The sequence below is a fragment of the Microbacterium elymi genome (assembly GCF_021582895.2).
GTDB classification, from domain to species: Bacteria; Actinomycetota; Actinomycetes; order Actinomycetales; family Microbacteriaceae; genus Microbacterium; species Microbacterium humicola.
In genome coordinates, this window is record NZ_CP091139.2 from 1,537,296 (window position 1) to 1,557,326 (window position 20,031).

The 20,031-nt window shown below is 73.0% G+C and carries 14 protein-coding genes and 6 pseudogenes; 10 read left to right on the top strand and 10 right to left on the bottom strand.

Annotation, left to right across the window (positions count from 1 at the left end):
- Nucleotides 1-5 precede the first annotated feature (5 nt).
- Nucleotides 6-605 (top strand): annotated as a pseudogene (locus L2X98_RS08290) (DUF2252 family protein); the annotation flags it as partial.
- Between the two features lie 139 nt (nt 606-744).
- On the opposite strand, the gene L2X98_RS08295 reads toward L2X98_RS08290, so the two are convergent.
- From L2X98_RS08295 to L2X98_RS08305, 3 genes are all read right to left on the bottom strand, one after another.
- Complete coding sequence (locus L2X98_RS08295; protein ID WP_259612940.1) at nt 745-1,206, bottom strand: hypothetical protein; 462 nt, start codon at nt 1,204-1,206, stop codon at nt 745-747.
- Between the two features lie 209 nt (nt 1,207-1,415).
- Entirely contained in the window at nt 1,416-2,741 is a 1,326-nt protein-coding gene (locus L2X98_RS08300) for a glutamyl-tRNA reductase (RefSeq protein WP_259613255.1), read from the bottom strand.
- A 54-nt stretch (nt 2,742-2,795) separates the two neighbouring features.
- Nucleotides 2,796-3,212 carry a hypothetical protein gene (locus L2X98_RS08305; RefSeq protein ID WP_259612941.1) on the bottom strand — a complete coding sequence of 139 codons (417 nt, stop codon included), beginning with the start codon at nt 3,210-3,212 and terminating at the stop codon, nt 2,796-2,798.
- A gap of 115 nt (nt 3,213-3,327) precedes the next feature.
- On the opposite strand from L2X98_RS08305, the gene hemE reads away from it, so the two are divergent.
- The 8 genes and pseudogenes from hemE to hemL all read left to right on the top strand — a co-directional run bounded on the left by hemE (nt 3,328) and on the right by hemL (nt 11,260).
- Nucleotides 3,328-4,539, top strand: a complete 1,212-nt coding sequence (gene hemE, locus L2X98_RS08310; RefSeq protein WP_259612942.1) for a uroporphyrinogen decarboxylase — start codon at nt 3,328-3,330, stop codon at nt 4,537-4,539.
- The gene (locus tag L2X98_RS08315; protein ID WP_259612943.1) at nt 4,536-6,017 is read left to right on the top strand and encodes a protoporphyrinogen/coproporphyrinogen oxidase; all 1,482 of its coding nucleotides are present in this window, start codon (nt 4,536-4,538) and stop codon (nt 6,015-6,017) included. Before hemE ends, L2X98_RS08315 begins: the two co-directional genes overlap by 4 nt.
- A 44-nt stretch (nt 6,018-6,061) precedes the next feature.
- A complete protein-coding gene (hemQ, locus tag L2X98_RS08320; RefSeq protein ID WP_259612944.1) occupies nt 6,062-6,790 on the top strand; it encodes a hydrogen peroxide-dependent heme synthase in 729 nt (242 codons plus the stop codon).
- Nucleotides 6,787-7,933 (top strand): annotated as a pseudogene (locus tag L2X98_RS08325) (ferrochelatase). The gene hemQ and the pseudogene L2X98_RS08325 overlap by 4 nt, the downstream one beginning before the upstream one ends.
- A gap of 144 nt (nt 7,934-8,077) precedes the next feature.
- Nucleotides 8,078-8,548: pseudogene (hemC, locus tag L2X98_RS20600) on the top strand (hydroxymethylbilane synthase); the annotation flags it as partial.
- Nucleotides 8,454-8,771 (top strand): annotated as a pseudogene (locus tag L2X98_RS20605) (hypothetical protein); the annotation flags it as partial. The pseudogenes hemC and L2X98_RS20605, both read left to right, overlap by 95 nt.
- A 151-nt stretch (nt 8,772-8,922) precedes the next feature.
- Nucleotides 8,923-9,897, top strand: coding sequence for a porphobilinogen synthase (hemB, locus tag L2X98_RS08335; protein WP_259612945.1), 975 nt, complete (start codon nt 8,923-8,925; stop codon nt 9,895-9,897).
- A pseudogene (gene hemL, locus L2X98_RS08340) lies at nt 9,894-11,260 on the top strand (glutamate-1-semialdehyde 2,1-aminomutase). Before hemB ends, hemL begins: the two are co-directional and overlap by 4 nt.
- A gap of 160 nt (nt 11,261-11,420) precedes the next feature.
- Here the strand turns inward: hemL and L2X98_RS08345 are convergent.
- Entirely contained in the window at nt 11,421-11,669 is a 249-nt protein-coding gene (locus tag L2X98_RS08345) for a hypothetical protein (RefSeq protein ID WP_259612946.1), read from the bottom strand.
- A 157-nt stretch (nt 11,670-11,826) separates the two neighbouring features.
- Here L2X98_RS08345 and L2X98_RS22215 point away from each other — a divergent pair, with 157 nt between their 5' ends.
- Nucleotides 11,827-13,221: a magnesium transporter gene (locus tag L2X98_RS22215; RefSeq protein WP_435526259.1), complete on the top strand. Its 1,395-nt coding sequence runs from the start codon at nt 11,827-11,829 to the stop codon at nt 13,219-13,221.
- Here the strand turns inward: L2X98_RS22215 and L2X98_RS08360 are convergent.
- From L2X98_RS08360 to L2X98_RS08385, 6 genes and pseudogenes are all read right to left on the bottom strand, one after another.
- Nucleotides 13,104-13,691 (bottom strand): hypothetical protein, encoded by a 588-nt coding sequence (locus L2X98_RS08360; RefSeq protein ID WP_259612947.1) that lies wholly within the window; start codon nt 13,689-13,691, stop codon nt 13,104-13,106. The genes L2X98_RS22215 and L2X98_RS08360 overlap by 118 nt on opposite strands.
- Nucleotides 13,670-14,029, bottom strand: coding sequence for a hypothetical protein (locus L2X98_RS08365; RefSeq protein ID WP_259612948.1), 360 nt, complete (start codon nt 14,027-14,029; stop codon nt 13,670-13,672). Before L2X98_RS08365 ends, L2X98_RS08360 begins: the two co-directional genes overlap by 22 nt.
- A 184-nt stretch (nt 14,030-14,213) precedes the next feature.
- On the bottom strand, nt 14,214-15,524 hold the full coding sequence (locus tag L2X98_RS08370; protein ID WP_259612949.1) for a fucose isomerase: 1,311 nt from the start codon (nt 15,522-15,524) through the stop codon (nt 14,214-14,216).
- Between the two features lie 343 nt (nt 15,525-15,867).
- Nucleotides 15,868-17,358, bottom strand: a complete 1,491-nt coding sequence (locus L2X98_RS20610) for a GH116 family glycosyl hydrolase (protein WP_354003022.1) — start codon at nt 17,356-17,358, stop codon at nt 15,868-15,870.
- A gap of 22 nt (nt 17,359-17,380) precedes the next feature.
- Nucleotides 17,381-18,400: pseudogene (locus L2X98_RS08380) on the bottom strand (GH116 family glycosyl-hydrolase); the annotation flags it as partial.
- Nucleotides 18,397-19,893 (bottom strand): FGGY-family carbohydrate kinase, encoded by a 1,497-nt coding sequence (locus L2X98_RS08385; protein WP_259612951.1) that lies wholly within the window; start codon nt 19,891-19,893, stop codon nt 18,397-18,399. The pseudogene L2X98_RS08380 and the gene L2X98_RS08385, both read right to left, overlap by 4 nt.
- Between the last annotated feature and the right edge of the window lie 138 nt (nt 19,894-20,031).

Here is a 20,031-nt window from a genome sequence, read left to right on the forward strand (position 1 = left end):
CGCGTGCACGGGTACGCCGACCGGTACGCGGCATCCGCCGCCGTGGACATCCGGATGCCTGCCAGAACTACACCGTGGCCGATGTCGCCCGGCGCGTGGTGGGGGTCGGCAGCGTCGGCACGCGGTGCCACCTGGTCGTGCTCGAGGACGGGGACGGCAACGGCCTGCTGCTGCAGGCGAAGGAGGCCGGGCGCAGCGTCTTGGCCGAGCACGGCGGCATCCGGCAGCCGCGGGCGCTGGACGAGCACGTCGCACGGTTCGGCGAGGGCGGACGGGTCGTCGGGATGCAGCGGATCCTGCAGGCGGTGTCGGACCCGTTCCTCGGGCACCTCCGCTCGGATGGCGGCGTGGACCTGTACGTGCGGCAGTTCCACGACATGAAGGGCGGGATCGAGATCGACGGGCTGGAGGACGAGCCGTTCGCGCAGTATGCGCAGTCGTGCGCGATCGTCCTTGCCCGCGCCCACGCCCAGTCGCCCGCTGCGGCGATGGTGGCCGGCTACCTCGGGGACGGCCGTGCGGCCGCGGAGCCCCTGCGGGAATGGGCACACGCCTACGCCGACCTGTCCCGCGCCGACTACGCGGCCTTCGTCGCCGCCCGGTGACGCCCGGCTGCGCCATCCTCTTCGTCAGCCCGTCGCCTGCCCGGCGATGTGCGACCCGGACGCTCCCCTTCGGTGACTTGCCGCAAGTGGTCGGAATTCCCGCGGGCATTCCCGCCGTTTCTGACGAGTGAGTGGCCGCTCAGTGCAGGCGGGGCGGGACCCAGGTGAGGGCGGGGGATGCGCGAGCCGGCCTCAGTGCGGAGGCTGGGCGGCGAGCCACTCGTCGCGCAGGCGGGGCGTGGTCCGGATCAGCCACGCCTCGGTGATGGTCTCGCGCAAGCGTCGGATCGGCGGTCGCGAGGGCGCTGAGCACCGCCGGGTATCCCTCGAAGTGCGGGATCTCGAAGAACGTGTCGGGGTAGGTCTGCAGCAGCGCCGCCTTTGCCTCGAGTCCGTCGGTGCGGATGGCGAGCACGGTGCCGTCCGGCCAGGTGCGGCCGAGGTCTGCCAGCTGGGCCAGGTCGGTCTTGCGCGGCCCGCGCTCCCAGGCGAACTGTCCCTGCGCGGCACGCCAGGTGACCCCACCGCCGTGGCCCGAGATCTTCTCGGTCACGCCCGGGAACCCGAGGCAGATCGCGCGCACCTCGTCGAGCATCATCATGGCCCCAGTATCGTCCGTCCGGGGTCCCGTTTCCAGGCCGCCGCCCGCCGACCGAGCGGTCGCCGCCGCGCGCACAGCCCGCGTCAGCGAAGCCGTGTGAACCGGAAGTCCATCGCGCTCCAGAGAACATCCCGACGGGGCGGAAGTGAGGATGCCGCACCCCTTCCCCGCTGGGAGGGAGGATGCCGCACCCCGCCGCGGCGCGGGGGTCAGGACGCCGCGCCCGCCCGCCGCGGCGCCGGCCGCATCTCAGCCACAGGGCACTCTCGGCGCGACTCGATGCCGAACAGCGCAGACAGTGCGGACTCGACCTCGCCGGCCCGGCCGGCCGCGGCCAGCTTCCGCGCCCGCACGGACGGCTCGTGCAGGAGCACGCCGGCCAGATGCCGCAGCGCGGCCTCGGTCTGCCCATCGGAATCGCCGCGCCTGCGCGCCCGGGCGATCTCGTCGTCGAGGACGTCGAACACATGCGCGCGCAGCGCGACGAGGGCCGGCGTCACGGCATCCTCCGCCGCCGCACGACGATAGTCCGCCACCGCGGCGTCGACGAGCGCCTGCGCCTCGGCGGTCGCCCCGAGCTCGGGCAGCGGCGCATGCAGGCGCAGCGTCTCCAGGTCGAGCAGCTCGGTGCCCGGCACCGCGGCCACGCCGGGGTCGACATTGCGCGGCAGGCCGAGGTCGATGATCAGCCGCCGCGGCAGCGCGCCGGCGCGCCCGGCAGCGGCGGCGACGGTCGCGGCATCCAGGATGACGGCGGGCGCGACGCTGCAGGTCACGATGAGGTCACTGGCCGCCACGGCCTGTTCGAGGCCGTCGACCGGGACCGCCTTGATGTCGTGACCGGCCGCGAAGCCGGCGGCCCGCCCGCTGCGCGAGTACACCTGCGCCCGGGTCACGCCCCGCTCGCGCAGCGCCGCAAGGCTGGCCCCGGCGTAGCGTCCGGTGCCCACCAGCAGCACCCGGGTGCCGGCCCAGTCGGTGATGCGGGTCTCGGCCATGTCCAGCGCGAGGCGCACCACCGAGCGGCCGGCGCGTGACAGGTCGGTGCGATTCTTCACCCCGCGCGAAGTGCGCGATGCCAGCTGGAAGACCCGCTCCAGTTCGGGCGAGACGGTTCCGCGCTCCCGCGCCCGCTCCAGTGAGCGCCGCACCTGGCCGGCGATCTCGCCCTCGCCGACGACGATCGATTCGAGCCCGCTGGCCACCGAGAACACGTGCGCGGCGACGGCATCGCCGTGCAGCAGGATCCCGGACTCGCGGACCTCGCCGCCGTCCAGCCCGGTGGCGGCGGCCACGGTGTCGACGAAGGCATCCGCGTCGATGGATGCCGCGTCCCACGGACGCTCGGGGTGGGGCGTGGTGCCCGGCACATCGAGGTACACCTCGAAGCGGTTGCAGGTCGACACGACGACGCTGCCATCGATCCCGTCGATCGGCTCGGCGAGCCGGGCGATCACGTCATCGGCACGACGCTCGAGTCGCTCGACGGTGTCGAGCGCGGCGGTGCGATGGCTGGACGAGAAGCAGAGGAGCACGGGGCTCAAGGATACCCCGCCCGGATCAGCGCCTCCCCCGGGCCCGTCTCAGCACTACTCCGCAACGGTCACGGGCACGTCGACCGTGCCGTACAGGGTCGGCATCATGATGCGCACGACCGCGGATCCGCCGGTCGCGTCCGCCGGCACGGTCACATCGACGGCCAGCTCGCCGATCGTCCCCTCCGGGTGGACCGTGCCAAGCGCGCTGACGGCGTCGCCCTGCACCCACTGGATGTCGAGGTCGCCGAACGGCGGATCCGAAGCCATGTTGGTGTCGTTGCACGGCATGAAGTACTTGCCGCGCAACGTGATGGTCTCTCCCGGCGATGCCGAGGTCGGCGCCGTCGTCGCCTCGGGGGCCACGCAGGAACCGGCCGACCCGACCGAGATGATCGCCGTGCACCCCGTGAGCGCCAGTATCCCACCCGCGACCAGCGCCGCCGCCGACCGGATCGCCGTCATCGCCATGCGGCCCACGGTACCGACGCACCGCACCACGCAGGGTGACGATTCGGCCACGGTCGCGCGCGGCAGAGGCAGCACGCCCGGCCCCGCACTCGGGCGGGTCTGCGAGAATCGCCGCGTGACCACCGTCCCCACCGCCCCTCGTCCCCTGCCCGCCGATCATCCGCTGACCGTCGGAGCGACGGCATCCGCCCCGCTCGTCCAGGCGTATCGCGGCGTGCGCCCGCAGACCGCGCCGGTGTGGTTCATGCGGCAGGCGGGCCGGTCGCTGCCCGAATATCGCGCGCTGCGCGCGGGCGGCGGGATGCTGGAGCGCTGCCTCGATCCGGAGACCGCCGCCGAGATCACCCTGCAGCCGGTGCGCCGGCACGGCGTGGACGCGGCGATCTTCTTCAGCGACATCGTCATCCCGCTGCGACTGGCCGGGATCGGCGTCGAGATCCAGTCCGGCGTCGGACCGGTGTTCGACCGGGCGGTGCGCACGGCCGCCGACGTCGACGCCCTCGTCGCGACCGGCCCCCTCACCGCGGACGACGACGCTCTCGAGCCGATCCGGGCGGGCGTGCGCCGGACCGTTGACGCGCTCGGCACGACGCCCCTGATCGGCTTCGCCGGGGCGCCGTTCACCCTGGCCGCATACCTGGTCGAGGGCCGACCGTCGCGCGACCACCTCGCCGCCCGCCGCCTGATGCACGTCGACCCCGACGCCTGGGCGCGGCTGATGGCGTGGTGCGCGGACGTCACCGGCGCGTTCCTGCGCGCGCAGCTGCTGGCCGGGGCCAGCGCCGGGCAGCTGTTCGACTCCTGGGCGGGGTCGCTCTCGCGGGCCGACTACGCGCAGCATGTGGCTCCGGCATCGGCCCGCGCCCTGGGGTGGGCGAGGGGGCTCACCGCCGACGGCGCCGCGGTGCCGCTCGTGCATTTCGGGCTGGGCACCGGTGAGTTCCTGCCGGAGATGCGGGATGCCGGGGCCGACGTGGTCGGAGTGGACTATCGGATGCCGCTGGACGAGGCATCCCGCCGCCTCGGCGACGCGGTGCCGCTGCAGGGCAACATAGACCCCGCCCTGCTGGCCGCCCCCTGGCCCGTGCTCGAGGAGCACGCCCGCGACGTGCTGCGCCGCGGTCGCGCGGCGCCCGCGCACGTGGTCAATCTCGGGCACGGCGTGCCGCCGGACACCGACCCGGATGTCCTGACCCGGCTGGTCCGGCTGGTGCACGACGCCGGTGCCGACGCGGCGCTTCGGTCGCACGACGCCGGTGCCGACGCGGATGCCGCGCGCCGATCGGACGCCGCCGGTCCGACGGGAGCGGAAGCGGTCGCCGGATGACCACCGCGCGGCCCGGCGCGCGCCGGCGGAGCACCCCGCAGCGCGTGGTCGTGATCGGCGGCGGGGCGGCCGGGCTGGTCGCGGCGCGCACCTGCACGGTGGCCGACTGCGAGGTGACGGTGCTCGAGGCCGGCCCGACCCTGGGCGGAAGTGTGGCCCGGCAGGAGATCGCCGACCTGGTCCTGGACGCCGGCGCCGAGAGCTTCGCGACCCGTGGCGGTGCGGTCGCCGGGCTGATCGACGAACTCGGACTCGGGGCGCACGTGGTCTGGCCGAATGCGGCGGGGGCGTGGCTGCACCTGTCCGATCGCACCGTGCCGATGCCGAAGGGCGGACTCCTGGGCATCCCGCCGCGCCCGCTGGCCCGCGACGTCGTCGCGGCGATCGGGCTGCGGGCGGCCTGGCGCGCGCAGCGCGACCGCCTGTTCCGGATGCCGCGGACCGCCGACCCCGCGACGCTCGGCGCACTCGTCCGCGAGCGGATGGGGCAGGCCGTGCTCGACCGGCTCGTCTCGCCGGTCGCCACCGGCGTCTACTCGTCGTCGGCCGACGATCTGGCGGTCGATGCGATCGCCCCCGGCCTGCGGGCGGCGCTGGTGCGCACCCGATCGCTGGCGCGTGCCGCGCACGAGGTGCGATCCGGCGGCGCGCCCACCCGGCCCGCCGCGGCCGGCAGCCACCAGACCGCGGGCACCCCGACCACGCCGGGATCGGCCGCGGGCGGCCTGCGCGGAGGCATGCACACGCTGATCGAGGCCCTGGCCGACGACGTCCTCGCGCGGGGAGGCGGCATCCTCATCGGCACGACGGCCGACGCCCTTGCCCGCGCCGACGACGGCACGTGGGTCATCCACCTCGCCGGCGACTCGACCATGACGGCGGATGCCGTCGTCGTGGCGACTCCGGATGCTTCGGCCCTCCGCCTGCTGACCTCGATCGCGCCGGCACTGGCCGACCTGGACTGGCCGGCGCCGACACGGGTGGAACTGGCGACCCTCGTGCTCGACGCGCCCGAGCTGGATGCCGCCCCGCGCGGCACCGGGCTGCTGGTGGCCGAGGACGCGCACGACCGGGTCGCGGCGAAGGCGCTCACCCACGCCACGGCGAAGTGGGCGTGGCTGGCCGAGGCGGCGGGGGCGGGGCGACACGTCGTGCGGCTCTCGTACGGCCGGGCCGGGGCCGGCAACCCTGCCGAAGACCTGGACGCCGCCGCACTGCGCGCTCTCGCGCTGCGCGACGCGACCGCGCTGCTGGGCACGCCGCTGCGGGACGAGCAGGTGATCGGCTTCGGCCGCGCCGCCTGGGCGAACGCCGTCCCGCTCGCCGCACGCGGGCAGGCCGACCGCATCCGCGCGGTGCGCGAAGCGGTCGCCGCCGCCCCCGGCCTGGAGGCGACCGGCGCGTGGCTGGCCGGGACGGGGCTGGCCTCGGTGATCCCGGACGCGCGGGCCGCGGCATCCCGCATACAGCGAAGCTGAAGGTTTTCTGGGAACTCACAAGGCGCGGGGTGATGATGGGGATCGTGCCCGATCGCGTCTCCCCCTCCCCGAACCCCTCGCCCCCGAATCCGCCGATCAGCCCGCGGCACCCGCGGTCTACACCCTGTGGCTGGTGTTCGCCCGGCCCGCCGAGCCGCTGCCCGCCGAGGCGCTCGCACTCGGCGGCATCCGACCTCGATGCCGCGTTCGCGGCGGCCAAACTGTCCGGCGTGACCGTCCGGGGGATGTACGACGTCTCGGGCTTCAAGGCCGACACCGATCTGCTGTTCTGGCTGCACGGCGACAGCCCCCGGGCGCTGCAGGCGGCCGCGCGGGCACTGCGCCGCGTGCCGGCCATCGCTGCCCTGATCCCGCACACCAACCTCATGGGCGTGCACCGCGAGGCCGAGTTCAACCGCCAGCACGTCCCCGCGTTCGTCCGCGGCGTCGAGCCGAAGCGGTGGATCACGGTGTACCCGTTCGTGCGCAGCAAGGACTGGTACCTGATCCGGGACGGCGAGCGCAGCCGGATGCTGGCCGAGCACGGGCGCGCCGGCGCGGCCTACACCGAGGTGCTGACCAACACGGTGGCGGCGTTCGCACTCGGCGACTACGAGTGGGTGGTGCCGATCGAGGGCGACGAGCTCACCGATCTGGTCGACATGATGCGCGACCTGCGCTACGTCGACGCGCGCCGCCACGTCGTGATCGAGACCCCGTTCTTCACCGGTCGCCGCATCGGCACCGCGGAGGCCGCCGAGGTGCTCTCGTGAGCGCCGGCGCGTTCGACGCGGTGCTGCTGGCGAGCTTCGGCGGACCCGAGGGGCAGGACGACGTCATCCCGTTCCTGCGCAACGTGACGCGCGGCCGCGGGGTTCCCGAGGAGCGGCTGGAGGATGTCGCGGTGCACTATCGCCACTTCGGCGGGGTGAGCCCGATCAATGCGCAGAACCGGGCCCTGACGGCCGCGCTCGAGGCGGAGCTTGCCGCGCGCGGCATCGACCTGCCGGTGCACTGGGGCAACCGCAACTGGGACCCGTACTTCGCGGATGCGCTGCGTGCCGCGCATGAGGCCGGGCACGACCGGCTGCTGGCCGTGGTCACCAGCGCGTACACCTCGTACTCCGGCGTCGGACAGTACCGCGAGAACTTCGAGCAGGCTCTGGCCGAGACCGGGCTGGACGGGGTCGTCTCGATCGACCGCGTGCGCGAATTCTTCGACCACCCCGGCTTCGTCGCGCCGTTCGTCGCCGGGCTGCGCGAGGCGGTGGGGCGGGATGCTTCGTCTCGCTCGCGCTCGCTCAGCACAGGTGCCGCCGACACCCACGTCCTGTTCGTAACGCATTCCATCCCTGCGGCGGCGGCCGACGCCTCCGGTCCCGGGTTCGGGCCGGGGGCGCATATGTCGCCCAGCATCTCGCGGTCGCCGACGTGATCGCCGCGGAGGCGGCGCCCGGAGTGCCGTACTCGCTCGCATACCAGTCGCGCAGCGGCGACCCGCGCACGCCGTGGCTCGAGCCCGATGTGAACGACGAGATCCGACGACTTGCGGCATCCGGTGTCGGCCGGGTGGTCGTGGTGCCGATCGGCTTCGTCAGCGACCACATGGAAGTGCTGTGGGATCTCGACACCGAGGCGGCCGAGACCGGCTGCCGAGGTGGGCGTGGGCTTCGCGCGGGTGGCCACCCCGGGCGTGGACCCCGCGTTCGTGGCCGGTCTGGTCGACCTGATCCAGGAGCGGGTGGATGCCGTGCCCGACGCGCAAGCGTCCGCATCGGACCGCGCTCGGCCCGTGGCCGGATCATGCCCCCGTCGGACGTGGGGCGGAGATCGCCGCGGCCTCGAACGCGACGACTGCGGCCCCAGCGGACGACGTGCACTCCCAGCCTGGGATGGGCGCGGCGGCGGCGCGATGACCGGCACCCCGCCCGCGGCGGCCTCGCGCCCCGACATCCTGCGCGTCGGGACCCGCGGCAGCGCGCTTGCGGTGGCCCAGACGCAAGCTGGTCGCCGACGCCCTGGCCACCGCGCTCGGCGGCATCCCGGTCGAGATCGTCCGCGTGACCACGCACGGCGACGTCTCCCGCGCGTCGCTGGCGAGCCTGGGCGGCACCGGCGTGTTCGCCACCGCACTGCGCGACGCGCTGCGCGAGGGCCGCTGCGATGTCATCGTGCACTCGTTCAAGGACCTGCCCACGGCGCCCGCGACCGGTCTCACCGTCGGCGCGGTGCCGCGACGCGAGGACGCGCGCGACGTCGTCGTCACTCGCGGCGGCGGCCTCGACACCCTGCCGGCCGGCGCCCGCGTCGGCACCGGTTCGCCGCGTCGCGCCGCGCAGGTGCAGGCGGCGCGGCCGGACGTCGAGGTCGTCGACATCCGCGGAAACGTCGACTCCCGGCTGGCGCGACTGCACGCGTCCGGCGACGAGCGGCTGGATGCGGTGGTCCTGGCCGCGGCCGGGCTCGCCCGACTGGGCCGCACCGACGTCGCCGCGCACCCGATGGACCTGGACGCGTGGCCGACCGCCCCCGCCCAGGGCGCGCTGGCCGTCGAGGTGCGCGCGGACGACGCCTCCGCCGGCCCGCTGGCCGAGGCGCTGCGCCGGGTGGACGATCCGGTCAGTGCGGCGCTGGCGGCAAGCCGAACGCGGCGTGCTCGCCGGGCTGCAGGCCGGCTGCTCCGCGCCCGTGGGCGCGACCGCCCGGTTCGAGACCGGCGCCCTCACCCTGACCGCCGCCGTGTACGCGCTCGACGGCAGCCGCCGGGTCGAGGCATCCCACACCCGCCCGGTCGCCGACGGATCCGCGCTGGCCGAGGTCGCCGACGACGCCGCCCGCTGGGTGGTCGCGCAGCTCGCTCGCAGGGCGGCGCCGGCGAGCTCGCCCCGTTCCCGGAGGCCACCGCATGAACCCCCTCATCCGCCCGCGCCGACTGCGTACCACCCCGGCGATGCGCCGGCTCGTGGCCGAGACGCGGATCCACCCCGCGCAGCTGATCCTGCCGCTGTTCGTGCGCGAGGGTCTGACCGCCCCGGCGCCGATCGAGGCCATGCCCGGAGTGGTCCAGCACTCGCTCGACTCGCTGAAGGCGGCGACGGCGGATGCTGCGGCCGCCGGCATCGGCGGGGTGATGCTGTTCGGCATCCCGTCCACCCGCGATGCCATCGGGTCGGCCGCCACCGATGCCGACGGCATCCTGAACCGCGCCACCCGGGCCGTCGCCGCCGAGGTCGGCGACGCGCTGGTGGTCCAGACCGACCTGTGCCTGGACGAGTTCACCGACCACGGACACTGCGGCGTGCTCGATGCCCGCGGCCTCGTCGACAACGACGCGACCCTCGAGCGGTACCGCGACATGGCGGTCGCGCAGGCCGAGGCGGGCTCGGCGCTGCTGGGCCTGTCCGGCATGATGGACGGCCAGGTCGCCGCCGTCCGAGATGCGCTGGACGCCGCCGGGCGCACCGACACCGCGATCCTCGCGTATGCGGCGAAGTACGCGTCGGCGTTCTACGGGCCGTTCCGCGAGGCGGTGGATTCGCAGTTGACCGGCGACCGGCGCACCTATCAGCAGGACCCGGCGAACCGGATCGAGGGGCTGCGCGAGGCCGGGCTGGATGAGGCCGAGGGCGCCGATGTGCTCATGGTCAAGCCGGCGATGAGCTACCTGGACGTGCTGGCCGATGTCGCGGCCACGGCCCAGGTGCCGGTGTGGGCGTACCAGGTCTCGGGCGAGTACGCGATGATCGAGGCGGCCGCCCGCAACGGCTGGATCGACCGCGACCGGGCGATCCGCGAGAGCGTCACCGGCATCCTGCGGGCGGGCGCGGGAGCCGTGCTGACCTACTGGGCGCTGGAGCTGGCCGCGGAGGGGCGGGTATGAGCAACGAGACGTCGTTCACCGAGGCATCCGCCGTCATTCCCGGCGGGGTGAACTCGCCGGTCCGCGCGTATCGGTCGGTGGGCGGCGCCCCGCGGTTCATGGTGTCGGGGCACGGGCCCTACATCGTCGACGTCGAGGGCCGCGAGTACGTCGACCTGGTGTGCTCGTGGGGTCCGCGTGCTCGGGCACGGGCATCCGGCGGTGCGGGATGCCGTGCACGCGGCCGTCGACCGGGGGCTGTCGTTCGGCGCCTCGACGCCGGCCGAGACCGAGCTGGCCGAGGCCGTGATCGCCCGCCTCTCCCGCGTCACCCGGTCCGCGGATGCGATCCAGGTCCCTGAGCGAGCCCCGGCGCAAGCCGGCGCGAGACGAAGGGCCGGTCATCGAACAGGTGCGGATGGTCTCCACCGGCACCGAGGCCACGATGACGGCGGTCCGCCTGGCGCGGGGCGTGACCGGGCGATCACTGGTGGTCAAGTTCGCCGGGCACTATCACGGCCACTCGGACGGGCTGCTCGCCGATGCCGGCAGCGGCCTGGCCACGCTGGCGCTTCCCGCCTCGGCCGGGGTGCCCGCCGAGATCGCCGCGCAGACGCTCGTGCTGCCGTACAACGACCGGACGGCCGTGGAGACGGCGTTCGCCTCGTACGGCCCGCGGATCGCCGCCGTGATCGTCGAGGCGGCGGCGGCGAACATGGGCGTGATCGCTCCCGAGCCCGGGTTCAACGCGTTCCTGGCCGCGACCGCGCATCGGAACGGCGCCCTGCTCATCGTGGACGAGGTGCTCACCGGCTTCCGGGTCTCGCCCGCGGGCTGGCTGGGGCTCGAGCCAGCCGCGGCCGACATCGTCACGTTCGGCAAGGTCATCGGGGGCGGGATGCCGCTGGCCGGCCTCGGCGGGCGGCGCGAGGTGATGGAGCAGCTGGCTCCGACCGGTCCGGTGTACCAGGCGGGAACGCTGTCCGGGAACCCGGTCGCCGTGGCGGCGGGCCTTGCGACCCTCCAGGCAGCCGATGCGGCGGTGTACGCGCGGGTGGACGAGGTGTCGGCGGCGATCGCCGCGGCGACCTCCGACGCGCTGTCCGCGGCGGGGGTGGAGCACGTCGTCTCGCGTGCGGGCAGTCTGTTCAGCATCCAGTTCCTGCCGTCGCGGGCGCACGACTATGCCGGAGTCCAGCGTCAGGAGGCGTTCCGGTACGGCCCGTTCTTCCACGCGATGCTGGAGGCGGGCGTCTCGCTGCCGCCGAGCGCGTACGAGGCCTGGTTCGTCAGCGCCGCACACGACGACGCCGCGGTGTCGCGGGTGCTCGAAGCGCTGCCGGCCGCGGCCCGCGCGGCCGCCGCGGCGGCGCCGTCGGCCTGAGCGGACCGATCGGTCGGTGCCGCCTGCGATGCCGGGTAGGCTTGTCGCGGCGCGGCCCGTCGAGGCCGCCGGATTCGTCGCAGGTCGTGCGACGACGAGCCGCCGATCGGCGGACGAGAGCGTGAGAGCGAGGTGGTGCACCCATGAGCAGTGACAGTCGTCATCCCCTGCCGGGCGCCGCCTCCGCCACGCACTGACCCTCCGTCAGTTCGAGGTCCGGGAAGTGCCGTGTCCGGCATCCCTCCCATCCACCCGCGCCGCGCCGGTGCCCTGCACCGCCGTGGCCGCCCGAGGAAGCCTCGCCATGACCATCACCGAACTCTCCGACCGCATCGACGAACTCGCGCAGCACCTGATGCAGGGCGACCTGGTCGCAGCATCCGATGCCCTCGGCGGGCTGGATCCGCATGAGGTCGTCACGGCGATCGAGCGCCTCAACCCCGGCGAGGGTGCCGTGCTGTTCCGGCTGCTGTCCAAGGACCGCGCGCTCGCGGTGTTCGAGGCGCTCGCGCCCGGCGTGCAGGCCGACATCGTCGGGCGGCTCGCAGGACTCCGAGGTCGCTGCCGTGTTCGCCGATATGGACCCGGACGACCGGGTGTGGCTCCTGGACGAGCTGCCCGCGTCGGTCGCGCCGCGGCTGCTGCGCGGGCTGCCGGTGCGCGAGCGGCAGCTGACCGCCGAGGTGCTCGGGTATCCGCAGAACGCGATCGGGCGCCGCATGAGCCCGGAGTACGTGACGACCCACCCCGACCTCACCGTCGCGCAGACGATGGCGCGCGTGCGGGCCCGGCTCGACGAGGCCGAGACGATCTACACCCTCCCGGTCACCGACCACGGACGCGAGGTCGTCGGCGTCGTGAGCCTGCGCGACCTGCTGTCGGCGCCGGATGCCGCGCTCGTGCGCGACGTCATGAGCGAGGCGCGCACCGCCACGGCCACCAGCGACGTCGAGCAGGCGGCACGGCTGTGCGCGGACATGAACCTGCTCGCGCTGCCGATCGTCGACAGCGAAGGCCGGCTCCTCGGCATCCTGACCCTGGACGATGCGGCGCGCATCCTCAAGCAGGAGGAGAGTCAGGATGTCGCCCGTCAGGGCGGTGTCGAGCCGCTCGGTCGCCCCTATCTGAGCACCCCGATCACACGGCTCGTGCGCTCGCGCGTGGTGTGGCTGTTCGTGCTCGCGATCGGCGCCACGCTGACCGTGCACGTGCTCGAGATCTTCGAGTCGACGTTGGCGCAGCTGACCGCGCTCGCGCTGTTCGTGCCGCTGCTGATCGGCACCGGCGGCAACACCGGCAACCAGGCCGCCACCACCGTGACCCGCGCGCTGGCGCTGGACGAAGTGCGGCCGCGCGACATCCTGCGCGTGCTCGGCCGCGAGCTTGCGCGTCGGATTCCTGCTCGGACTCGCCCTCGGGCTGATCGGCTTCGCCATCGCGGGCGCGGTGTACTCGTTCGACATCGGACTCGTGATCGGCCTCACCCTCGTCGCGGTGTGCTCGCTGGCCGCGACGATCGGCGGCGTCATGCCGCTGGCGGCCCGCGCCATCCGCGTCGACCCCGCCGTGTTCTCGAACCCGTTCATCACCACCTTCGTGGATGCCACCGGCCTGGTCATCTACTTCCTGATCGCGAAGGCCGTGCTCGGGCTGTAGCGGGCTCGGTGCTTGCTCATGAGCTTGCGGAGATCTCACGAGCTGAGGAGGGATTGCGCCCCGCAACCCCCTCGTTTCGTGAGGTCTCCGCAGCTCGTGCGGGAACCTGTGCCCGGCGGCCCGTGGATGGCCACGACCCTTCAACCGGGACTGGGGCACGGTCCGGGCGGACCGGCCGGCTGCCCGCTCAGAGCGGCTCGATGCCGAACGTGAAGGCGCGCCCCTGCCGGAACGGCTCGACCAGTTCGAAGTTCTCGAACGCGATGCCGCTCGGGATGGGATGCTCGCTCATCCAATACGTGTGACGCCCGTTGACCTGGGCGCGCAGCGCCGGGTCCGGGTCGGCGGCACGCCACTCCTGGACGCCGCGTCGCCCGACGTAGTGCCAGTGCTCGGCCGTGCCCTCAGCGTAGGTGGCGCCCACCGGGTCGCCCTCGTCCGGACGCGCCCGCACCACGACGTCGCCGCCGTCGCGGACCAGCTCCCCCACACCGAACGAGGCGTGCGGGGCGAACGCGGTGCCGTGATAGTCCGGCCACAGCGCGCTCGCGTGGGCCGTGCGGCCGGAGAGTTCCAGCTCGCGCAGTCGCGCCCAGTTGCCCATCGTGGCCGTCAGGACACAGGCATCCAGCGCCACCGAGGTCTCCCCGGCGAATGCCGCCACCTGCACTTCGTGCGGGCGGTCGCGGGTGAAGCTCGCGGTGACCCACACGTCCGCGCCGTTCGCGAACGGTTCGCAGAGGATGCTGACGGTCAGGGTGTCCCCGTCGACCACGCCGCGCGCGGGATCGGTGTCGGCCCGCGGAGCCGCATCCGACGGATCGTCGGCCGACCAGAACCGCAGCCCGGGGTGTCGTCCAGCCGTGATCGCTCGAGTTCGGAATAGCCGCGCTCGGCCTGCCCGGCGGGGACCGGCTCGATGGCGATGAAGTTGACGAGCCGGTCGCGCGGCTGGTCGAGGTAGGGCGTGAACACCCGGATCAACCCGCGCGGCCCGGCCAGCGGGTGAAGTCCGATCTGCATGCCGTCCGGGTGGCCCCAGCGGGGCTCCCGCGGCCCGGCACCGGCGACCGGCCTCAGCCAGCCGGTCTCGTCGATGGTCGCGTCATGCATGTTGCCTCCTCGGCGTTCAGAACTCAGCTGCGCGGGCCCGAACCGGCGTCCGCCCCTCGGCCCGGCGCGCTCTGCGGCATCCCACCCGCGACTGAACATGAAACCGCCCACTGCACATCAAACTGGGCCCGGTTTCATGTACATTCGGCCAAATCGTACGATCTCGGCGCGGGACGGACGCGGGTTACAGGTCCACGTCGCCGACGAGGTGGACGCGGATGCCCATCCCATCGAACATCGCGGCCTTGGCGGCGAGCGCCTTGTCGGCGGTGGCGGCGTCGGGGGCGTAGGCCAGCTGGGCGTGGTTGGCCTTGTGCCGGGCCATGAACTGGTCGCGGGTCTGGCCGTGCAGCACCACGTTCGCGATCGGCCACTCCGGGTTCGTGACGTCCTTGCGGCGCTGGGTCTCCTCCTCCGGCAGCGCGACGACCGAACCGCGGAACAGGTCGGCGTGCAGCGCCCCGTCGGCGATGTACACGCGCGAGAGGACGACCTCTCCGGGCTTGGACACCCCGTTGATCGTCGCCCCGCCGGCGGGGAAGAACACGTGCCCTTGACGCCATCCCTCGGCCTTGTCCCATCCGCCCAGGTGCGAGGCGGGCACCGAGCCCGAGATCTCGTACACCCACACGAACTGCCCGTCGTACTCCTCACCCCATCGCACGTCGTGCAGCGTGGTGTCGGGGTTCAGCCCCATCGCCGTCCACACCCGGTTCGTGATCAGCGCATCCACCGCGACGCCCTCGTCGGCCTCGTTGAAGTGCGGGAACGCGCGACCGGCGTGCAGCTCGCGCTCGCCGTCGCGGGAGAACACCGGCGGCCGCTCGGTCGAGTTCAGGATGCCTTCGGCCAGGTCAGACGCCGGGACGAGATCCTTCAGCCCCTGCTGGTACTGGATGCCGACGGCATCCAGTCCGAAGTCGTCGGCGATCCGCAGCGCGGCGATGTACATCTTCAGCTGCCACTGCACCTGGTCGCGGGTGAGCTCGGTCGCGGCATCCTGCCCGTACTTGAAGGTCATTCCGTGCTCGATCAGCCAGTCGTACGCCGCGTCGGCCTCGGACTCGGCCACCTCGAGCATCTCGGCGTACAGCGCGGACTGCGACAGGCGCTCCTTGTAGATCCCGGTCCGGTTCAGCAGCTCGTCGTCGAAGATCGCGTTGTACATGCCCATGCAGCCCTCGTCGAACACGCCGATGATGGCCTTGTCGGCGAGCAGCTGGTCGGCAAGGGCCCGACCGAGCTGGGTCTCGGGAGAGTCGGGCAGCGCGGGCAGCTCGTGCACGTGCGACGCATCGTGGGTGATGTGCCCGGTCTGGACCCATTCCCTCAGACCCGCCCGGAACCACTCGTCGGTGAAGTCGACCGACCAGATCGTGGAGTACTCCTTGCCCATCTTCGTCAGGCCCGCGTTCAGGCCGAGCAGACCGACCAGACCCGGCCAGTCGGGCGCGAAGTTCGCCGTCGTCAGGATCGGGCCGCGATGCGTGCGCAAGCCCGGCGAGCACGTGGTGGGAGTACTGCCAGTTGGCGATCGCGACCACCAGCGGCGCATCCTCGGGGATGTTCGTGAAGACCTCCAGGCCCATCCGCTGGCTGCGGATGTACCCGTGACCCCGCTCCTCGTCGACGCCGAACGGCCGCACGACGCTCCAGCCGAGCTGCTCGAAGGCCGCGGTGACAGCCGCCTCGGTCGCCTCCTGCACCGGCCAGCCGGCGACGTTCGCCGACTCGCGCAGGTCGCCCGACGTGATCAGGTAGACCGTGTTCGGCGCGGCGGTCGGGCGGGCCGTGGGAGTGGGAAGTGTGTAGCTCATGGTGTCTCCGTTGGTGAATGGTCAGGTCAGGGGGGCGATGTGCGCATCGCCTTCTGAAAGGTGGATGTCGACTCCGACGACGGTGCCGCTCAGGCGCAGTTCGGCCAGCGCGAGTTCGCCGCCGTCCAGCCGCAGCGTGAGCGCGTCGGCATCGATCTCGACGCGTCCCCAGCCCGTGCCCGTGGTGAACAGCGCGCGCAGCGGACCGGGCTGGGCCGGCGCGAACCCGAGCGTGTGGGTCGGGGCATCCCATCGCTGCCCGGTGAACGCCAGCAGCACGCCCCACGACGCGAGCGATCGCGCGTAGTGGTTGCCGCACTCGATCTCGTTCCACGGGTTGCGCACAACGCCGTCGTAGCGCGCGGCGCGCGTACGCTCGATGAGCAGTGCGTCCTCGACGAGACCGGCGGCGGCGAGGGATGCCGCGACCTGGTGCTCGACGCCGGTCCACACCTCGTCGGAGTAGACGAAGGGGATCGCCGGGCGCCCGCCGGCCGGCCATGAGGCGAGCAGCAGCCCACCCTCGTCGTTCAGCGCATAGACGCGCTGTGTGCTCTCGTGGTCTGTGAGATCGCCGCGGAAGTTGTGGGTCATGATGGCCGACAGCGCAGTGCGCACGCGGTCCGCCGGCAGGATGTCATCGAGCCCGTTCAACTGCGCGTGGAACTGTCCGAGCAGCTGGTCGGACAGGACGCCCTCGCCGTACTGGTAGCGGTGCCCGTCGAGGTCATCGATCACCTGTCGATACCACTGGCCGTTCCACAGCACCTCGTCCATGCGCGCCGCGGCCCGGTCGGCGTGCGCGGTGAGCTCGACCGCCCGTCCGCCGTCGCCGACATGCCGCGCCATCCGGGCACCGGCGCGGAGGGCGGCGATCAGCATCCCGTTCGCGAGCGGCTCGATCCCGTGGAACTCGATGTCGTAGGTGTTGTGCAAGCTCGCCGTCCAGCAGGCCGTCGCCATCGCGGTCCCATTCGCGCAGCGCGTACCCGAGCGCCCGGTCGGCGGCCGGCCACAGCTCGCGCAGGAAGTGGTCGTCGCCGGAGAACCGCCATTCGCGATGCAGCCGGATGACGGTGCCCAGCTGTCCGTCCACCGCCGGACCCATGAACCAGGTCGGCCCGTCGAAGACCCGATTCGACCGGAACTTCTGCGCACCGACCGCGTCGGTCTCGAGCAGGAACTCGTTGCGGCGCGCGCTGCGCTCCAGCTGCGGGAACAGCCACGCCACCGTCTGCGCGTACGACCAGACGTGCGTGCAGGTGCCCTCGCACGAGCCGCCATGGTCGAACGAGCCCTCCCACGCCGCGAACACCGGACCCGCCCCGAGCGCCGGGTTCGGCGTCTCGACCACGAAGCACGTCGTCGACCGCACCGCGGCGATGTTGGCGCCCGCGGCCTGCACGATGACGGGGTCGAGGGTGCCGCCGTACAGCGCCTCGACGAACGCCGTCGTCGCCCCCTCGAGCGCGGGCAGGTGACGGTGCAGGTGGGATGCCGCGGCCCACGCATCCGGCCACAGTGTGGCGTAGTGGTTGCGCACGACCTCGTCGGCGTGCGGATCGTTCCCGATGATGTGGCCGAGCCATCCCCGGTGCCGGTTGGGGAACGACCAGCTCAGCACGAACTCGAAGTCGCGGGTCTCGCCCGGTGCCAGCGCGTGGACGATGCCGAGGGATCCGGTGCGCATGCGCGGCAAGGTGGCGAACAGCTCCGCCTCGCTCATCGGCCGACCGGCGTCTCCCTCCGCGAACAGCCCACGCGGGCGGTCTTCCAAGGTCAGACGCGGTTCGATCTCGAGCAGGCCGTCGGCGACCAAGTCGTTCCAGAACAGGCGTGCACCGTCGGGCCAGAACCCGGTGACCCACTGCGGCTTGGTCGTGGTCGCGGCATCCGTCGTCGTGAGCGCGAGCGTGCCGTAGCCGAAGTCGTCCGCGGGCAGGTCGATGCCGAAATCGAGCCCGCGCACGGCACCCTCTTCGCCCGGGCCGTCGTCCCGCCAGCGCACGGTCTGCGTACCGCGCATGCCGAAGGGCCCCTCGCCGCGCCCCGCGGTGTGGCTGGCCGAGCCGACGATCGTGACGTCGACCGGCGCCGGGCCGGGGTTGGTCACGCGGTAGCGCAGCACGGCGGCCGGGATGCCGGATGCGTCGGGGTCAAGCGGCACCAGCGGCGTGAACGCGCGCAGTGAGACGTCGACCGGCAGCGCATCGTCGGCGAACTCGATCTCGACGATCGGGTACTCGCCGTGCATCGTGGCGGCATCCAGGCGCGGAAGGCCGGCGAGCGCGTCGAACGGAGCCCCGGCATCCCAGTCGTACGGCCCGTTCATCCGGGCCTCCAGTACACGGGTGACCGGCTCGGCCCCCGCCGCGAGGGCGTGGATGGCGAAGAACGTGTGGGGGTTGCGGCGACCCTTGTCGGGCAGGTTCTCCAGCTCCCAGTCACGCAGCTCGCCGCGCGCGCCCAGCGATACGTTCCCCGTGCCGATGCCGCCGAGTGGAAACGCGGCGCGCGTCGCCGTGTGCGGGATGCCGCGGGCCCGACGCGTCATGCGAACACCTCTTCTCGCTGTGTGCCCGCCAATTCGTGCACGACATCCGTCGTCCCGGTGTAGAGGCGCAGGTAGCGGTCGAACAGGGCGTCATAGACGGCGGACGTCGCCGAATTGGGCGTGATGGTCGCCACGACCGGATTCCACTCGGCGATCCGCGGCTCGGTTCCGGGCGCGGTGGTCGCCGTGGCCGCCAGGAAGGCGGCGCCGTAGCTCGCGCCGATCGTGGTCTGCGGCACCTGCTGGGTCAGGCCCGTGGCATCCGAGACGATCTGGAGCCAGAGCTGTCCCTGCGTGCCGCCGCCGACCGCGACGATACGGCGGATATCGGCGCCCGCGGCGCGCATGGTCTCGACGTTGTGCCGGACGCCGAGGGCCGTCGCCTCCAGCGCGGCGCGGTACAGATCGCCGCGGGTGTGCGCGAGGGTGAGGCCGGCGATCACGCCGCGGGCATCCGGATCCTGGATCGGGGTGCGCTCGCCGGCGAAGTAGGGGAGCATCGCCAGTCCCCGCGCCCCGGGTCCGGAAGCCGCGGCCTCGGCGAGGAGCGTCGGATAGTCGGCGGAGGTGAGATCCCTCAGCCAGGCGGTCAGCGCCCCCGACGTGGCCAGACCCCCGGCGAGGTTGCGGGTGCCCTCGAAGGCACCGACCGTGGTCCACATCGACGGAGTGCGCAGCGTGTGCGCACCGGTCGCGATGAGGAACATCGTCGTGCCGTACATCAGCATCAGATCGCCGACCTCGTGCGCGCCGACGCTCACCGCCTCGGTCCACGCGTCGATGGTGCCGGCGATGACCGGTGTGCCGGCCTGCAGCCCCGTGGCGTCGGCGGCGGCATCCGTCACCCATCCCGCGATATCCCCCGCCCACCGCAGCGCGGGCCGTTCGATCCCGGGCGCGATCCGGTCCCACCAGGGCTCGTGCCAGGCGCCGCGCTCGACGTCGTAGAGCGGGGAGGTCTGGCTGGCCGACTGATGGTCGAGCACGTAGGCCCCGGTGAGTCGTCGCGCCAGGAACGAGGCCGGCATGTACAGCCGTCTCGCCCGGGCGTAGGAATCCGGCTCTTCCTCGGCGATCCAGGCGATCTTGGGGCCGCCGGCCTGCGAGGTCAGCGGCGAGCCGCCGATCGCGGTGATCGCCTCGGGGCCGAGTTCGGCGGTGATGCGGTCGATCTGCGCGCCGGATCGGGTGTCGACGCCATACAGGATGGCCGGGCGCACCGGCACGTCATCGTCGTCGGCGAGCAGGACGCACGGGCCCATGCCGCTGACCCCGACGGCTGCGATCTCGGCGTCCGGGCACTGGGCGCGCAGCTCATGGGTGATGGCGACGAACTCGTCCCACCAGATCCGGCCGTCCATCTCGACCCAGCCCGGATGAGGCCGCCGCACCTCGTGCTCGAGGACGGCCGTGGCGAGGATGCGGCCGGCGTCGTCGACGAGGACTCCCTTGCTGCTGGAGGTGCCGACGTCGACCCCGAGAGTGCACCGCATCGCATCCCTCCTCGATCACGTCGGTGTCATCGCGAACCCGGTTCACGCTACACGAAATCGATTTCATCCACAATCGCCGAGGTTGTCCTCCGTTGCGCGAGATTGTCCTCCGTCCGGCGAGATTGTCCCCCGTCGCGC